Genomic DNA, 15,184 nt, shown 5'->3' on the forward strand with positions numbered 1-15,184 from the left:
CATCCTGTGTCGTACCGGTCTCTCGTGCGCGTGGCCGGCCCCGGGTTCTTCGCCCTGGGATACCTCGCGCGCCTTCCCTACGCGATGACCACCCTGGCCACGCTCATGCTCCTCCAGGCTGCGACCGGCAGCTACGCGTTCGCGGGTCTGGCCGCGGGCGCCCAGGGCGTCGCCGTGACCGTCGGAGGCCCCGCGGTCGGTACGCTCGCCGACCGGCTCGGCCACCGCGCCGTGCTGGTCGCGGTACCCGTGGCGGACCTGGCCGCGGTCGGGCTGCTGCTGGCCGCGACCGGGCTCGGCCGCGCCGCGATGCTGGCCGCCGCCGTCCTGGTCGGGCTGACCCAGCCGCAGGTCGGCCCCCTGGTACGCGTGCGCTGGTCGCGCCTGCTGCGGGCCCGGGGCGTACCGGGGCTGGTGCCGACCGCGCTGTCGTACGAGGCGGCGGCGGACGAGACCAGCTTCGTACTGGGGCCGGCGCTGGTCGGCCTGCTGACGCCGCTGCCCGGTCCGTTCGGTACGGCCACTGCGCCCACGGCGGGGGTCGGGCTGCTGCTCGCGGCGGCCACCGTGCCGTTCGCCGCACGGTACTGCCGGCCGGCGCGGCCCGGTCCCGCCCACGCGGAGGCCGGTGGCGGGCGCCTGCGTCGTCGTGCGCTGGGCGGCATGGTCGTGGCGATGGTCTCGATGGGCGCGGTGTTCGGGGCGGTTCAGACCGGCGTGACCGCGTACGCCCGCGACCTCGCGCAGCCCGAGCTGGCCGGGCTGGTGTACGCCGAGTTCGGCATCGGCAGCGCGCTGGCGGGCGCGGCCTGCGCGTGGCTGCCGTCCGCGTTCACCCTGCGGCGGCGGTACCTCGTCTTCGCCGGCGCCCTGCTGGCCGGCACCGTCTGCCTGGCCGCCGGCGCCCGGCTGGGCGCCGTGGAGGTGGCCGTCGCGGTCGCCAGCGTCACGGTCGCCCCCTACATGACCTGCCTGTACGCGCTGACCGAGCAGCTCGCGCCGCCGTCGCGCGCCACCACCGCGATGACGGTCCTCTGCGCGGGCGGCCCCCTGGGTACGGCGGCGGGACAGGCCCTCGCGGGCGTCCTGGCCGAACGGTACGGCGCGGCCGGCGCCTTCGCCGCAGCACCACTGGCGGCCGGCATCGCCCTGCTGCTCGCGGTGGCCCTGCTGCTCGCCGACCGCGGTCGCGGCGTGTGGGTCGCCGGGCGCCGACCCGCCGCCACCCGGTCGGTCCCGCCGGACGCGTGACCGCCACACGTTCCCGACGTCGTGGCGGCTGCGGCGACCCGCCGTCCCGGTACGCGGGCTAGCTGGTCGTGTCGGGCCGGAGTGCTTTGACGTACCGGTGGACCGGGACGGCGACGGTGCCGCCACGCGTCGGGGCGTGGTGGACGGTCGGCCCGCTGTCGCGCCAGCCGTGCCGCTCGTAGAGGCGCCGGGCCGCGGTGTTGTCGGGTACCACGGCGAGCCACGCTTCCCGGTGGGTGGCCGCGATCCGGCGTTCGGCGGCCCGGAGCAGGGCGGCCCCGACCCCGGCGCCCCGCGCGGCGCGGTCGACGGCGAGTTGGATCACCTCGCCGTCGTCGACCCCGACGATGACCAGTCCCAGCAGGTCGGTCCCGCCGTCCGTGGCGACCACCGTGCTGTCGAGCCGTTCGGCCGCGTACTCGGCGAAGTGCCGCGGGTCGCGGGCCGCCATGAGCTCGGCGGGTACGCGGTCCCGATGTCCGTCCAGCCACGCCGCCTCCCAGACGGCGGCGATCGCGGGCAGGTCGGACGGCCGCGCCGCCCGCAGTACCGGTGCGCTCCGCGTCACGCCACTCACCCTTCCCCGCCGCCGTCACTGCCGTAGGATCGTTACGCCAGTGACGGTACCTGACCGGAGGGGCGACACTCACGTGGTCCTGGACACCTACGCCGACACCGGCCTGCTCGTCGCGATCGACCTCGTCAACCGCCTCGTCGTACGCCCGGAGAACGTCGAGACCCGCGCGGTCCTCGCCGAAATCCTCGCCGTCGACCCGCCCTCCGTCCACCGACTCGCACCCCGGCACGCCGCCGGGTTCACCACGCTCGCCGGCCAGCTCCGGCCCGTACTCGACGACCTGCGGACCGGAGACGAGGACACAGCCGCGACCCGCCTCAACAAGCTGCTGGCCACCCACCCCGCCCACCCACACCTGGCCGTCGAGCACGGACGATGGCGCCTCCACCACCACCCGGCCGACACCGCCCTGGTACCCATGTGGTCGGCGATCTGCGCCGAAGCCCTCGCCCGCTTCCTCGCCAACGGGTACGCCCGGCGGATCGGAGCCTGCGACGCGCCCGGCTGCGGCCGGCTGTTCGTCGACACCACCCGCAACCGCATCCGGCGCTTCTGCTCGACCGCCTGCCAGGACCGGGTCAAGACCGCCGCCGCCCGCCGCCGCCACGCCCAACCATGACCCGAACGCCCCCATCAACGGATGATGCCACCGCCCCGGCCCCCCTGGCCACTCCACCGCCACAGCCGTCGCACGCGCCGTACCGGAGCTGCAATGCGGCGCAGCACTGCTTGTCATCGACGGCAACCACCCATCGCGTTCATGTGGCCGGTGAGGCTCGCTGCAGACTGTAGGCCGGGTTCACCCAGCCGGCCTCGAACGCAACATTGCCTTCGTCAAGACCAGGAACGCTGCTTATCTCCGCCCAGGGGCATGTCGGTTCCGGCCATCGGCCAGTGGCGAGAGCGTTCGCAGGCCGTCGAAACGCTCGGGATCATGCCGACGCCGCGCCTCGTCGCCGACGGCGCCAGTGTGGCCCAGTCCGCTCGCTCTGTCGCCGGCATGCACGGATCTGACGGACGCATGGAGAGCTGCGGTCATGGACCTGTTCAGTCGCCGGAGTCTCTTTCGTGTCACCAGCGTTGTTGTCAACCGCCGCCCTCAGCCCGCCCGCGAGCCGGTGCGTTGCCCTCGCCGCCGGACCCGGCCTGCCTGTCGCCTTCATCGGCCAAGCGGCGAAGTCGAGCCAAGCCCGATCTCTTGCCGGACCGGGTGCGATGGAAGAACGGGAGGCTGTGGTGCCGATCCGCTGGCTGGATCGGACGTCGTGGATCAAGGTGACCGGGATCACGAATGAGACAGCTCGGAATTCGTACCTGACGGGACGGCCGGCTGCGCTCATTCCCACGTAGACGGGCTCGCGGGGTGGGGTGGATGGGGAAAGTGTTCACCCCAGGCCACTGCCCGGCTGGCGCTCTCTCAGCGGGCCGAACCGACGTGCATGAACCGCACCGACACCGCTGTTCTCCCTAGCATTCGGGCCACGACGAGAGGAGAAGCCGATGCACCGTCACCGTGTCGGGCAACGGGCGCCACGGGCCCACCGCCCCGCCGTTCTCCTGTCCGCCCGCCGTCCCGACGGGGTGGCCGGATGAGCCGGATACGGCCGCTGCCGGACCGGCCGGCGGCCACCGAGTACGACATGCGGCGCGCCCACGACGCGGCCCGCGCGATCGCGGAGACGGTACTGGGTCGCGATCCCGGCCCGATGACAGCGGCCGACAGCCTGTCGCACTACGTGTACCTGGCGACGGAGGTCGTGGTGAAGCTGATCGACGCCGACGGCCACGACCGGCTGAACATGGAGACGACACTCGCGCCGCACCTGCCGCCCCGCCTCGGCGCACCGCTGCTGGCCACCGGACGCCGCCGCCTGGGCACCTGCGAGATCCGCTACGCCTGCTTCACCCGCCTGCCGGGTACCCGTCCGGGCGTCGGCCTGCCCGGCGCCGACGCCGCGACCGTACGTCGATGGGCCGAACACGCCGTCCAGCGGCTCGACCAGCTCCACACCTGGACACCCACCGGCACCGCCGAACAGGCCCTACGACAGGCACCCGTCATCGAGGGATTCACCGGCCGGGCCGCACTGCTCACCCAAATCGAACGCATCCGCGCCGCAGACCACGACGCCCTCATCCCCCGACCACTGATCGACGGGCTCGTGGCGATCGCCGACAACGCCCCGCCGTACGCGGCAGCCGACGTCCCGGTCCACGCCGACTGCGACTGGGACAACTGGCTCACCGACGAGCACGACAACACGGCACTGCTGGACTTCGAACAGGCCCGACTCGGCGTACCGGCCGACGACTGGGTGCTGCTGGCCGTCACCAGCGGGCAACACCTCGCCCGGATCCTCGACGTCATCGCCGAACGCACGGCAACCCCGCCCGACATTCTTCGCGCCGAATGCGAGATCCGCGACGCCGCCCTCATCGCCCACGATCTCCACCGCGCACTCCACCTGCCCGCACTGCCCTCGTGGATCGCAGCCCGTCTGCGCAGCCTCGACGCACTCGTCACCGTACGACGCTGGTGGCGCTGTGCCCCATGACAGCTGACATATCAGCCCAACGAGCGTGGGGCCTGGTAGTTGAGGGGCCTGGTAGTTGAGGGGCCCGGTGCGCGCATCTTCCTGGCGCACAACGGAATCGACGCCACCGGCGGGCTGCAGGTCGCACTCAACCTCTTGGACTCCAAACGCGTCGCCCCAGCACGCGACCACCGCCCTTGCCCTACGGCAGGTTCCGGGCAGTCGCTGTGTGGCCGTTGGGCGGATCATGTACTCATGCCGCTGACGAACCCTTGGCTGAGTGGCCCGGCGCCGGATCGCGACCTGCCCCCGGCACAGCTCGATGAACGCATCCTGAACCTGCTGTCCACGCAGAACATGGCGGTCGTCGCAACCGTCAACGAGGACGGTTCACCCGCGGCGACGCCGGTGCGCTACTACAGCCTCGGGTTCGAGGTCTTCTACACGAGCTGGAACGCGTCCCCGAAGTCGAGGAACCTGCGCCGGGATCCGCGCGTGTCGGCCGCGATCTTCGCTCCGCTGGTGGGTCAGGCCAGCAGCCGGGGCGCCCAGTTGTTCGGCACTGCGCGCACCGTCGAGCGGGCCGCGCCGGAGGCCGACGCGTACTGGGAGGCGTTCAGGCGGCAGTCGGACCACGTCGAGCGCGGCCGATCCCTGTCGGATCCACCGGACGACCCTCTCACGATCATCACCCCGACCCGGATCGTCTACACCGAACACTGGCTACGCCGAAGCGGCTATCGCCCCCGCCAGACGTGGCGGGCGCCCTTGTCCTGAAGCCTGCCCGCCGTAGCGGTGCGCAGCTGACGCCCTCACGTCGCCCAGTCGACAGCGAAGTGACGGGGCAGGTCGTCCAGCGCGGCGAGCGTCGACTCCAGTTCCGGTGCCTGCTCCGCCAGCGGCTGGCCGTCGACCAGCGGCGCGGACCGGTAGATCTTGCGGAGGCTGTGGTTGCGTGCCGGGTCATCCGCATCCACGACCCGGATGGTCAGCTCGTGCGGAGCGAAGCGCAGCCGGTGCGTCTCGGCTGCCGTCTCGGGGTGTGCCAGCAGCTGCAACCACAACTCGTCGTCGGTGAGCCTGCTCAACGCACCCGGCCCTGCCTCGTCGAGCAGCACGGCGGCGAGCCGACGCAACACCGCCGCCGGGGCCACGTTGTCCCACGACACATGCGAGTACGCCTCGGCCCGCACCAACGTGACCAGCTCAGCGGCGGTCCCCAGGTCAGTGTCCAGGACACCGCCGGTTGGCCGGACCCCAGCACGAATGGTGCCGGGGTCGACGGACAGCCAGCCGTTGGCGCGGCCGCTGCGAACGTACGAGTCGAGGTGGTCGATGCTGAGTTGGCCGACGGAACCCACCAGAGGTGACCGCGTCGCACCGGTCAGCACGTCAGCCACCGCCGCGGCGTTCACGCCGTGCCGGGTCAGCAGACCCGCCACCTCACCGAGCCGTTCCCGCCCGATGGTGTGGTGGTCCAGACCGGCGAGCCCTTCCAGGGTGTGGCTGAGCGGAAGGTGCCCCACATCGTGCAGCAACGCGGCAATCCGTAGCTCGGTTGCGTCCGGCAGCCAGTGCGCAACCAGGCTGAACACGCCGAGAGTGTGCTCCAGCCTGCTGTAGGTCTGCGTTGTCGCAACCCGCGCCGCGCCCGCATGGGCGACGAAGTGCAGCCGGCGTAGCAGCGGGGTCGCCAACAGGTCCCGTTCGACACGCGTCAGCTCGATTGTAGTCCCCCACAACGGATCGGCGTACCACCCGGACACACCAACCGTGCTGCCTGGCAGCGGCGCGCCCACCCGATCGGGCCAGCCGCCGATGGGCGGCCGCACATCCTTCTCCGACATCTCAACTCCGCCAGATCGCGCCAACGACAACCAACCCACAGCCGTTGATGGTCGGCTTGACGGTGGCCTGCTGAAAGATTCAGGCATCGTGAAGGATCTCATGCAGCCCGGGCCGCCTTTTACTACAACGCACTGGGGCCTCGGGGCTCTCAGAGGTCGTCGCCACCTTCTCTGCCGCCGAGGCTCCTGTCTGGCGGCTGAGCCGAAGACGAACAGGCCGACAACGGCGTCGTCGTGCTCCGCACGCGTGTAGACCTGGTCGGCCTCGGGGCCGCAACCAGCGGCGTGGCCCCCCGATCCTGCCGACAGGACCAGCAGCACGCCGGGAAAAGTTGGATGAGCGACCGCATCGAGGAACGGGCGGCCGGCGTCGCACCCGTACTCGATCGGCGTCACGCCAGAAACTCTCGCACCGCCGCGATCCACTGGTCTGGTTGGTCGATGTGAGCCATGTGGCCCGCCTGCTCCAGCACAACTGCTCGGGCAGAAGGGATGTGCTTCGCGGCCTGCTCCGCCAACGCGGCCGGGAAGGTCATGTCCTGCCGGCCGTGCAGCAGCAGGATCGGTATCCCCAGCGCCGCGAGCCGATCCACGGCGTCATCGGGCAGCACTGTGGACAGCAGGCCGGCTTGATACGGCCGCATCCACTCCCCGGAGAAGGCCACACCCTCCAGCCGATGCAGATACTCGTCCAGCTTGTCAGGCCGCCACACGTTGGCCGGCGCAGAACTCCACGCCCACGCCCGGGTCAACTCGACGCCCGCCACACCCTCCGCGTTCGCAAGACGGGCACCGGCTTCATGCCGCCGATCGCGTTCCTGCCATCCGTCGAAGGCGTCCGGCGGGACCGGCACCACGTTGCTGGAGGCAACCACCAGCCGCCGCACCCGCTCCGGCGCAGCCAACGCCACCCGCTGCGCGATCTTCCCGCCCGTGGAAAACCCCACCACGTCAACAGTCTTGACCTGCCTGGCATCCAACAGGGCCAACAGATCCGCCACCACCAGGTCCCACGAGTACTGCTCGTCGGCCAACCCTCGCGTCGACCTGCCGCAACCCCGAAGATCGGGCAACACCACCCGACACTCGCCACCCAGCTCGACCAGCGGTTGACGAAGGTACGACCCGTCCCAGTCCGGGCCGCCATGAACCACCAGCACAGTGCGCTCCGCGGGCCCGGCCGTCTCAGCCACGAACAAGTCCACCACCGGATCGGCACATACCCGAACGACACCCTCACCGAACATCGCGCAAGTCTGCCAGCCGCCGAGCTGCATGCGAACCCATAGCGCCCATCAACCGATCACGGGCTCAACCAAGGAACGCTTCCCAGACACGCAGCCGTCCTGCCGCAGGACCAGAACCGACAACCGTTCGAGCGGATGCCGACGATGAAGGTCGTGCTCACCGTCGAGGACCACGACGCCGTCGGCACGACCGGCCTGCCCGCCGCCTCAGCTGTCGCACGCACCACCCCACCGACCCTGCGGAACCGGCAGGCCGCACGCTGACGCGACGCGCCTCGCGAACCGTGGCCCACCACCATCGAGTACGTCAGCGCCATGCGAAACGGCCGTAGGTGTCAGTCACGGTACGGAAAGTCGATCGCGAGTCGGCGTCCCAGATAGTCCAGCAGGGAGCTGACCTCCGGTACCTCCGGATCATCGGTCAGCCCGGCGGGTTCGAACCGCGTGCCTTGCAGGTGCTGGGCGATCAGGTCCAACGGCGTGCCGTACTGCAGGGCGAGGGACGTCACGATCGACAACGCCTCCGCCAACCCGGACAGGGTGGATCCCTGCTTGCCGATCCGCAGGAAGATCTCGCCGAGCTGGCCGTCGTCCTGGGTTCCGGTGGTCAGGGTGCCTTCGGCGCCACCGATCACGAACTGTCGCGTCTGCGAGACGCGTTCCCGCGGAACCCGTCGCCGTACCGCCTCCGTCGCCGCCATCGCACACTCCCACCCAATATCTAGACCAAAGGTCAAGTCCAGACACTACATGTCGTGTCGGCGACGACAACGTCAACGGGCACGGACGCGCCGCGTTTCGGGTCGACGCGGAGCCCCAGCGGGAGGGTGGCTGCCGTCGTCGCCGGGATCACGGCGTGGCGGACGTGGGCGGCGTGTCGGCGGTTTCGAGTGCAACGACCTGTTCCAGGGCGCGGCGCAGTACGGCGACGTCGTCCTTGCCGAGAAGACGTGACCATCGCCGTTCGACGTCGGCGAGTATCCGGGCGGCGGCGGACTGGGCCAACCTGCCCTGGTCGGTGAGTCGGATGATCTTCGCGCGGCGGTCGGCCTTGTCGACGATCCGTTCGACGTAACCGTGGTCTTCGAGTTCGCCGACGAGTTCGCTGATGGCCTGTTTGGTGAGGCCGGAGCGTTCGGCGAGCGTGGTCAGCCGCGAGCCTTCGTCGTCGATGAACCGGAAGACCGAGCCGTGGACGTACCGGATCCCGTCGAAGCCCTCGTCGGCGAGTCGCTGGTGGAGTCCGCCCATGGCGATGTCCCTGACCTGCGTGAGCAGGGCGGGCAGCGGCACCGTGGGCTGGCGTTTCCGCGGTCCGGAACGGGTCGTCATCGTCGTGCGGCCTCCCTCCGACTAGTTCGTCAGGCGACTTGACAATACCAGGCGGCACGGTAGTAAGGTTGCCTGACTGTCAGGGAGCTTGACTAATTGTCGTGGAGGACGAGATGCCACACGTTGCCGAGCAGCGCACGCAGTACGCGGGGCTGTTCACCCGACCCCTACCCGCGGACATCGACCCGTCGACGACGACCCTCGGCGGACGACCGGCACTGGAACTGCGACCGGCGACGCCCGACCCCGCCGGCGAGGACCTGCTCCTGTACTTCCACGGCGGCGGCTTCGTCGTCGGGTCGGCGCGCGCCACCGCCCACCTGCCCGCAACGCTGCTGCGCCACCTGTACGGCCGGGCGGTCTCGCTCGACTACCGGCTCGCGCCCGAGTACGCGTTCCCGGCCGCGCCCGACGACTGCCTCGCCGCGTACCGCGAGCTGCTGGACTCCGGCGTCGACCCGCGCCGGCTGGTACTCGCGGGCGACTCGGCCGGCGCGGCGCTGGCCGTCGTCACCATGGCCCGCGCCCGGGACGCGGGACTGCCGATGCCCGCCGCGGCCGTCCTGTTCTCACCGGTGGCCGACCTGACCCTCAGCGGCGCCAGCGTACGGATCAAGGACGGCACGGACCCGTTCTTCACCCCGACCGATCTCCGGTGGCTCTACGACCAGTACCTCAGCGGCGCTGACGCCGCGGCACCCGGCGCGAGCCCGGTCTTCGCCGACCTCACCGGACTACCACCCCTGCTCATCCAGGCCGGCTCCAGCGAACTCCTGCTCGACGACGCCGTACGCCTGGCCGGACGCGCCGCGGCCGACGAAGTACCGGTGACGCTGGAGGTGGCGCCGCGCCAACCGCACGTGTACCAGCTCGACACCGCGTCGGCGACGGCGGCGGCAGCACTGGACCGCGCCGGCCGGTTCCTGGCCGCCCGCCTCCACGACGGGCAGGAGGCGGCATGAACCAGCTCGCCGATCACGTCACGGGGCCGGTACTCGCACCCCACGACGAGCGGTACGACGCGGAACGTACCGGTTGGCAGATCGCCCGCCGGCACCGTCCCGACCTGGTGGTGGGCGCCGTCCGGCCCGCCGACGTGCAGGCCGCGGTGACGTACGCGAGCGCGCGCGGGCTGCCGGTGGCGGTGCAGGGCACCGGGCACGCCGCGGCCGCCGTCGCCGGCACCAGCGGAGTACTGATCACCACGGCGCGGATGAGCGCCGTACGGGTGGACGCCGACGCGGGCACCGCCCGAGTGGCCGCGGGTACGCGGTGGGATCAGGTGGTCCGCGCGGCGGCGCCGGCCGGGCTGGCACCACTGTCCGGCTCGGCCCCGCACGTCGGCGCGGTCTCCTACACGCTCGGCGGCGGCCTCGGCCTGCTGTCCCGGACCTTCGGCTACGCCGCCGACCACGTACGCGGGCTCGACGTCGTCACCGCGGACGGCCGCCTGCGACACGTCGGCCCGGACCGTGAGCCGGACCTGTTCTGGGCCCTGCGCGGCGGGCGGGACAACTTCGGCGTGGTGACCGCGATGGAGATCGACCTGATGCCCGTCACCACGGTGTACGGCGGCGCGCTCGTCTTCCCCGTCGAGACGGCCGCCGACGTGTTCGGCACGTACCTGCGCTGGGCGGCCACCGTGCCGGACGCGATGAACTCCTCGATCGCGCTGATCGCCCTGCCGAACTCCCCCGCGATCCCGGCGCCGTTGCGCGGGCGGCGCAGCGTCCACGTCCGCATCGCCTGTACGGTCGGCGATCCCGCCGCCGGCGAGCGCCTGGTGGCACCGTTACGAGCGCTCGGCCCGAGCATCGACACCCTCGGCGCGCTCGCGTACCAGGACGCGGGATCGATCCACGACGAGCCCGCCGAACCGGCCGCGGTCGAATCGGACACGGCGCTGCTCGGCGACCTCGACGACCACGCCGTGCGGGCGATCCTCGACCGGATCAGCCTGGACGCGGCCGTACCGCACGTCGTGGAGCTGCGCCAGCTCGGCGGCCGGCTCGCCCACCAACCCGCCGTGGCCAACGCGGTCGGCAACCGCGACGCGCGGTACCTGCTGAACCTGGTGTCCCGGCTGGCAGGCACCGACACCGGACCGGCCCGGTCGGCGCACACGGGCCTGCTCGACGCGCTCGCGCCGTGGAGTACCGGCGGGCGGTTCCTCAACTTCATGAACGGCGCGGACGCCGCCAGCCAGGTGCGCTCCGCCTACAGCGCCGCGGACCACCGGCGACTCACCGGCATCAAGGCAGTCCACGACCCGCAGAACGTCTTCCGGCTCAACCACAACATCCCGCCGACCCAGAACTGAGGGGCCAACTCATGCTCGCCACCATCGCCACCATCCTCGCCGTACTCGTCGGCGCGGCCGTCATCGTCATGGGCACCGTCCCCTTCTGGGCGCCGCGGGCCGCGGCCGGGTTCGGCATCCCCGACACGCCGGTCGACGACCGGACCTTCCGCGCCTGGCTGACGGTCAAGGGCATGCGCGACATCGGCCTGGGCGTTCTCCTGCTCGTGGTACTGATCGCCGGGACACCCCACCTGCTGGGCTGGGTACTCCTGGCCGCCGCCGTCATACCCGCCGGCGATGCCGTGATCGTCCTGCGCAGCAACGGACCCAGGACCACCGCCTACGGCGTCCACGCCGCCACCGCGGCGGTGATGCTGGCGATCAGCACGCTCCTGCTCATCACGTAACGGGCCACGGCGAGTCGCTGGTACTGGCCGAGGTCGGCTGCGGGTGCCACCGGCGGCCTGCCGGGTTCCGCTACCCGGCCGGGCACACGGACCGGAAACGTTGTCCCGTCACAATGTTGGGTGCTGACAGGCGGAGGGGTCACGCGGGCGGTGAGTCGTTCACGCGATCACCGTCAGACCGCGCATCGGCGCGACGCCACGGGTGGAGTACCAGAAACCGGCAGTCGCGAAGGATCCGCAAGGACGGGCCGATGTACACCGCGATCCACTGCGGCTGGCCGGATCTGATCGTCCGCTGCCCGCCACGGTCAACGAGCCATCCTCCTCGCTGCGCGAGTACGTGGATGGTGTGGTTCAACGGGTTTCGGTTGTGAGCCAGGTGTCGATGGCCGCTGTCAAGGGGGCGCGGCCGCGGTAGAGGTGGCCGGTCATGCCGACGTCTTGTGCGGCGCGGACGTTCTCGTCACGGTCGTCGACGAACAGGAAGTCGCCGGGGTGTGCGTCCATCGCGGTGACGCAGTGGCGGAAGGCCGCCGGGTCCGGTTTGGCGAGGTGGATCTTCCCGGAAAGGGCGACGAGATCCAGGTGGCGGAGCCAGGGTTGGGCGGTGAGGAACGCGTCGGCGTGGTCGGCGGGAATGTTGGACAGTACGGCGATTGCGGCGCGGTCGCGGAGGGACCGCACGTAGCTGACCATGGTGTCGTCGACGCGGGACCAACTGTCGATGTCGGTCCGGCGCAGGTGTTCGATGGTGTCGGCGTCGACGGGCCGGGACAGCCGGTGCAGCACGGCTTTCCAGTACTCGTCGGCGCGGAGCCGCGCGGCGTCGTAGGCGGGGCGAAGCGCCCAGTACGCCTCGGTGAACGCGGCGGTGGGTGTGTTGCAGTGGGCCGCCATGCGGGGCAGGGCGTCCGGGCGTTGGTGAAGTGCGATGACGCCGTAGAGGTCGAACAGGGCGATCGGCCGGTGGGTGCGCACGAGCGTTCCAGAGGGTTGTGGTGGCGGGTCGGTGTCACCGGCCGTCGAGTACGCGGGCGAGCGAGTCGAGACGCGCCAACGGGTCGGGGCCGCCGGGGACGAGCACGACGCTGGTCGCGCCGGCCGAGTGGCGTGCGGCGATCGCGGCGCGCGCCTGTTCGGGGGTGCCGGTGATGGTCAGCGCGCGTACCCACGCGGCGGGCATCGTACGGGCGAACTGCTGGCTGTCGGCGCTGGCGGCATGGTGGGCACGCAGCTGCGCGGCGAACGGCAAGGGGTCGATGTGCGCGGCCCAGTCGGGTTGGCCGATGGCGGCGAGCCCGGCGCGGACCTGGTCCACCGCGATGTCCGGGTCGTCGTCGACCGCGGCGGCGTCGTAGGTGACCACGACCGGATCGGCCGTCTCGGAGGTGTGGTTCAGGTGTCGCAGCGAGGCGGTGACGTAGGCGGGGGCGGCGGGTTCGGCCAGCAGCAGCCCGTCGGCGACCTCGCCCGCGGCAGCCTGCGAGCGAGGGCCGCGCACCCCGAGGATCACCGGCGGAACGACCTCAGGCGTCTCGGTGATGACGACGCCTTCGCAGCGCACGTACCGGCCTGCCGCCGGTCCGGGTTCGCCACGCAGCAGCAGGCGCAGCGCGGTGACGTACTCGGTGATCAGCGTCAAGGGGCTGGTCGGCCACGCGCCGGCCTGGCGCATCCAGTCGGGCATGCCGTGCCCGATCCCGGCGATCAGCCGGCCGGGGAACAGTTGCGCGAGCGTCGCCAGTTCCATCGCGGCGAAACACACGTTGCGGGCACCGGCCGGCAGGATGCCCACCCCGACCGTGATTCCGGTGGTACTGGCCAGGACCGGGCCGGCCTGGGCGAGTCCGCCCCGCCAGCCGAGGTCCTCCACGACCCAGATCTGGTCGAACCCCAGCTGTTCGGCCCGGCGGGCGAAGGGCAGGACGTCCCGGACGGGCAGGTCGCGGGGAAGCATGACGCCGACATCGCCCCGGGCGCGGCGGTTCGCCGTCTCCGGCACGGGTGTCGACGGGTGGACCGCCGGGTCTGCGGGTCGAGGTTCGCGTCCCATGACCCGACGGTAACAAACAGACCTCGTGTTCTCTAGGACGATCTTCGAACATCTTGCATGTTCGTTTCGGCTGGTGTTGGATCGTGGGATGCGCAACGCCGACCGGCACCGCCTGATCGCCAGGACCGTCAACGAGTCCGGCAGTGTCACGGTCCCGGAACTCGCCGCACTCACCGGCGCCTCGGACATGACCATCCGCCGCGACCTGGACACCCTGGCCGCACAGGGCGTCCTCGAACGCGTCCGCGGCGGAGCCCGCACCCTGCTCCTGCGCGGCGAGGAACCACCGTTCGCACTGCGCGCCGGGGACGCCGTCGACGCGAAACGCCGCATCGCCGCCGAGGTCGCCGGCCTCATCGTCGACGGGGAAACGGTCCTGCTCGACAGCGGCACCACCTGCCTGGAAGTCGCCCGCCTGCTGCACGGCCGACCCGTCACCGTGATGCCCCTGTCGCTCCAGGCCATCCACCTGCTCGGCGACTCCCCCGGCGCCACCACGCTGCTGGTGCCTGGCGGGCAGCCCCGGGCGGCGGAAGGCGCCCTGGTCGGGCCCCTGGCCCTCACCTCCATCCAGGCGTTGCGCTTCGACACCGCGGTCATCGGCTGCTGCGGCCTCACTGCAGCCGACGGCATCACCGCGTACGACCTCGACGACGCCGCCGTGAAGAAGACCGCCGTCGCCGCCGCCCGCCGTACCATCGCCGCCGCCGACGGCAGCAAGGTCGGCCACACCGCCCGCGCCCACGTCGGGCCTACCACCCTCATCCACACCCTCGTCACCGACACCGCCGCCCGTACCGACGAGGTCACCGCGATCGAAGCCGCCGGCACCGTCGTCACCACCACCTGACGGTGGCGGCGTCGCTGCGAACGGCCACGCGGCAGCGCACGTACCCTGTGGAGGGGTCTTCCGCGAACGCGCACCGTACCTGGCTTCCTGTCACGAGCACGAACGGTGGCAGAACCAGCCACTGGGCCCGGTCGCGGGGGCGGTGAAAACCCGGGCCCGGTTACTCCCGAGTCCAGGCGGCGATCATGGTCAACGCGATCCATACGATCGGGCACTCGAACCGAACGTTCGACGACGTGCTCGACATGTTGCGCAGCAACGACATTACCGACCTGGTCGACGTGCGCTCGTTCCCGTCGTCTCGCACGTTCCCGCAATGGAACCAGCGCGCGATCATCGAGGCACTCCCCCACGACATCGCGTACCACTGGATTCCGACCCTGGGCGGGCGGCGCCACACGCCGGCCGGGACGCCCACCGTGAACGGCGGATGGAAGGTCAAGGCCTTCCGGGACTACGCCGACCACATGTCCAGTTCCGAGTTCTACCAAGGCTTGCACGAGGTTCTGCACCTCGCCGAGGACCGCCGCCCGGCGATCATGTGCAGCGAAGCGGTGCCGTGGCGCTGCCATCGCAGACTGATCGCCGACGCGCTGATCGTCGCTGGCGCCGAGGTCCTGCACATCATGTCGGCGACGGCCACGAAACCCGCCACGCTGAACACCAACGCGCGCGTCCAGGACGGGCGCATCACCTATCCCCCATGAGTCTCGTCGTTTCCCTGCACCCGTTGCCTCTCGTACGGTGCCGGCCAGGCACTCCGCGTTCGGCGCTCGGCCGGGTG

The 15,184-nt window shown here is 71.3% G+C and carries 17 protein-coding genes; 10 read left to right on the forward strand and 7 right to left on the reverse strand.

Annotation, left to right across the window (positions count from 1 at the left end; all coding sequences use genetic code 11):
* Nucleotides 1-24: 24 nt before the first annotated feature.
* The gene (locus Aru02nite_RS05090; RefSeq protein WP_203655270.1) at nucleotides 25-1,251 is read left to right on the forward strand and encodes an MFS transporter; all 1,227 of its coding nucleotides are present in this window, start codon (nucleotides 25-27) and stop codon (nucleotides 1,249-1,251) included.
* Between the two features lie 58 nt (nucleotides 1,252-1,309).
* On the opposite strand, the gene Aru02nite_RS05095 is transcribed toward Aru02nite_RS05090, so the two are convergent.
* Nucleotides 1,310-1,819, reverse strand: coding sequence for a GNAT family N-acetyltransferase (locus Aru02nite_RS05095; RefSeq protein ID WP_203655271.1), 510 nt, complete (start codon nucleotides 1,817-1,819; stop codon nucleotides 1,310-1,312).
* Between the two features lie 82 nt (nucleotides 1,820-1,901).
* Here Aru02nite_RS05095 and Aru02nite_RS05100 point away from each other — a divergent pair, with 82 nt between their 5' ends.
* From Aru02nite_RS05100 to Aru02nite_RS05110, 3 genes are all read left to right on the forward strand, one after another.
* Nucleotides 1,902-2,447: a CGNR zinc finger domain-containing protein gene (locus tag Aru02nite_RS05100; RefSeq protein WP_203655272.1), complete on the forward strand. Its 546-nt coding sequence runs from the start codon at nucleotides 1,902-1,904 to the stop codon at nucleotides 2,445-2,447.
* 970 nt (nucleotides 2,448-3,417) lie between these two features.
* Nucleotides 3,418-4,383, forward strand: a complete 966-nt coding sequence (locus Aru02nite_RS05105; protein WP_203655273.1) for a phosphotransferase family protein — start codon at nucleotides 3,418-3,420, stop codon at nucleotides 4,381-4,383.
* A 234-nt stretch (nucleotides 4,384-4,617) separates the two neighbouring features.
* Entirely contained in the window at nucleotides 4,618-5,139 is a 522-nt protein-coding gene (locus Aru02nite_RS05110; protein ID WP_203655274.1) for a pyridoxamine 5'-phosphate oxidase family protein, read from the forward strand.
* A 35-nt stretch (nucleotides 5,140-5,174) separates the two neighbouring features.
* Here Aru02nite_RS05110 and Aru02nite_RS05115 read toward each other — a convergent pair whose 3' ends face one another.
* Together Aru02nite_RS05115 and Aru02nite_RS05120 are read right to left on the reverse strand one after the other, a co-directional pair.
* The gene (locus Aru02nite_RS05115; protein WP_203655275.1) at nucleotides 5,175-6,248 is read right to left on the reverse strand and encodes an HD domain-containing protein; all 1,074 of its coding nucleotides are present in this window, start codon (nucleotides 6,246-6,248) and stop codon (nucleotides 5,175-5,177) included.
* A 353-nt stretch (nucleotides 6,249-6,601) separates the two neighbouring features.
* On the reverse strand, nucleotides 6,602-7,456 hold the full coding sequence (locus Aru02nite_RS05120) for an alpha/beta fold hydrolase (RefSeq protein ID WP_203655276.1): 855 nt from the start codon (nucleotides 7,454-7,456) through the stop codon (nucleotides 6,602-6,604).
* 135 nt (nucleotides 7,457-7,591) lie between these two features.
* Here Aru02nite_RS05120 and Aru02nite_RS37140 point away from each other — a divergent pair, with 135 nt between their 5' ends.
* Entirely contained in the window at nucleotides 7,592-7,720 is a 129-nt protein-coding gene (locus Aru02nite_RS37140) for a hypothetical protein (RefSeq protein WP_275408582.1), read from the forward strand.
* Nucleotides 7,721-7,791: 71 nt separating this feature from the next.
* On the opposite strand, the gene Aru02nite_RS05125 is transcribed toward Aru02nite_RS37140, so the two are convergent.
* Both Aru02nite_RS05125 and Aru02nite_RS05130 read right to left on the reverse strand, forming a co-directional pair.
* A complete protein-coding gene (locus tag Aru02nite_RS05125) occupies nucleotides 7,792-8,157 on the reverse strand; it encodes a TSCPD domain-containing protein (protein ID WP_203655278.1) in 366 nt (121 codons plus the stop codon).
* 148 nt (nucleotides 8,158-8,305) lie between these two features.
* Nucleotides 8,306-8,788, reverse strand: coding sequence for a MarR family winged helix-turn-helix transcriptional regulator (locus Aru02nite_RS05130; protein WP_203655280.1), 483 nt, complete (start codon nucleotides 8,786-8,788; stop codon nucleotides 8,306-8,308).
* Nucleotides 8,789-8,901: 113 nt separating this feature from the next.
* On the opposite strand from Aru02nite_RS05130, the gene Aru02nite_RS05135 reads away from it, so the two are divergent.
* Genes Aru02nite_RS05135 through Aru02nite_RS05145 form a run of 3 tightly spaced genes read left to right on the forward strand, consistent with a single transcriptional unit; the run spans nucleotide 8,902 to nucleotide 11,497 of the window.
* Nucleotides 8,902-9,750, forward strand: coding sequence for an alpha/beta hydrolase (locus tag Aru02nite_RS05135; RefSeq protein WP_203655282.1), 849 nt, complete (start codon nucleotides 8,902-8,904; stop codon nucleotides 9,748-9,750).
* Nucleotides 9,747-11,108 carry an FAD-binding oxidoreductase gene (locus Aru02nite_RS05140; protein WP_203655284.1) on the forward strand — a complete coding sequence of 454 codons (1,362 nt, stop codon included), beginning with the start codon at nucleotides 9,747-9,749 and terminating at the stop codon, nucleotides 11,106-11,108. Before Aru02nite_RS05135 ends, Aru02nite_RS05140 begins: the two co-directional genes overlap by 4 nt.
* Nucleotides 11,109-11,119: 11 nt before the next feature.
* Nucleotides 11,120-11,497, forward strand: a complete 378-nt coding sequence (locus Aru02nite_RS05145; protein WP_203655285.1) for a DUF4267 domain-containing protein — start codon at nucleotides 11,120-11,122, stop codon at nucleotides 11,495-11,497.
* 354 nt (nucleotides 11,498-11,851) lie between these two features.
* On the opposite strand, the gene Aru02nite_RS05150 is transcribed toward Aru02nite_RS05145, so the two are convergent.
* Together Aru02nite_RS05150 and Aru02nite_RS05155 are read right to left on the reverse strand one after the other, a co-directional pair.
* Nucleotides 11,852-12,475, reverse strand: coding sequence for an HAD family hydrolase (locus Aru02nite_RS05150; RefSeq protein ID WP_203655286.1), 624 nt, complete (start codon nucleotides 12,473-12,475; stop codon nucleotides 11,852-11,854).
* A gap of 34 nt (nucleotides 12,476-12,509) precedes the next feature.
* Nucleotides 12,510-13,550 (reverse strand): LLM class flavin-dependent oxidoreductase, encoded by a 1,041-nt coding sequence (locus Aru02nite_RS05155; protein WP_203655287.1) that lies wholly within the window; start codon nucleotides 13,548-13,550, stop codon nucleotides 12,510-12,512.
* Between the two features lie 88 nt (nucleotides 13,551-13,638).
* Here Aru02nite_RS05155 and Aru02nite_RS05160 point away from each other — a divergent pair, with 88 nt between their 5' ends.
* Complete coding sequence (locus Aru02nite_RS05160; RefSeq protein ID WP_203655288.1) at nucleotides 13,639-14,400, forward strand: DeoR/GlpR family DNA-binding transcription regulator; 762 nt, start codon at nucleotides 13,639-13,641, stop codon at nucleotides 14,398-14,400.
* Between the two features lie 185 nt (nucleotides 14,401-14,585).
* Nucleotides 14,586-15,107 carry a DUF488 domain-containing protein gene (locus Aru02nite_RS05165; protein WP_203655289.1) on the forward strand — a complete coding sequence of 174 codons (522 nt, stop codon included), beginning with the start codon at nucleotides 14,586-14,588 and terminating at the stop codon, nucleotides 15,105-15,107.
* Nucleotides 15,108-15,184 lie beyond the last annotated feature (77 nt).

This window comes from Actinocatenispora rupis (genome assembly GCF_016861975.1).
GTDB classification, from domain to species: Bacteria; Actinomycetota; Actinomycetes; order Mycobacteriales; family Micromonosporaceae; genus Actinocatenispora; species Actinocatenispora rupis.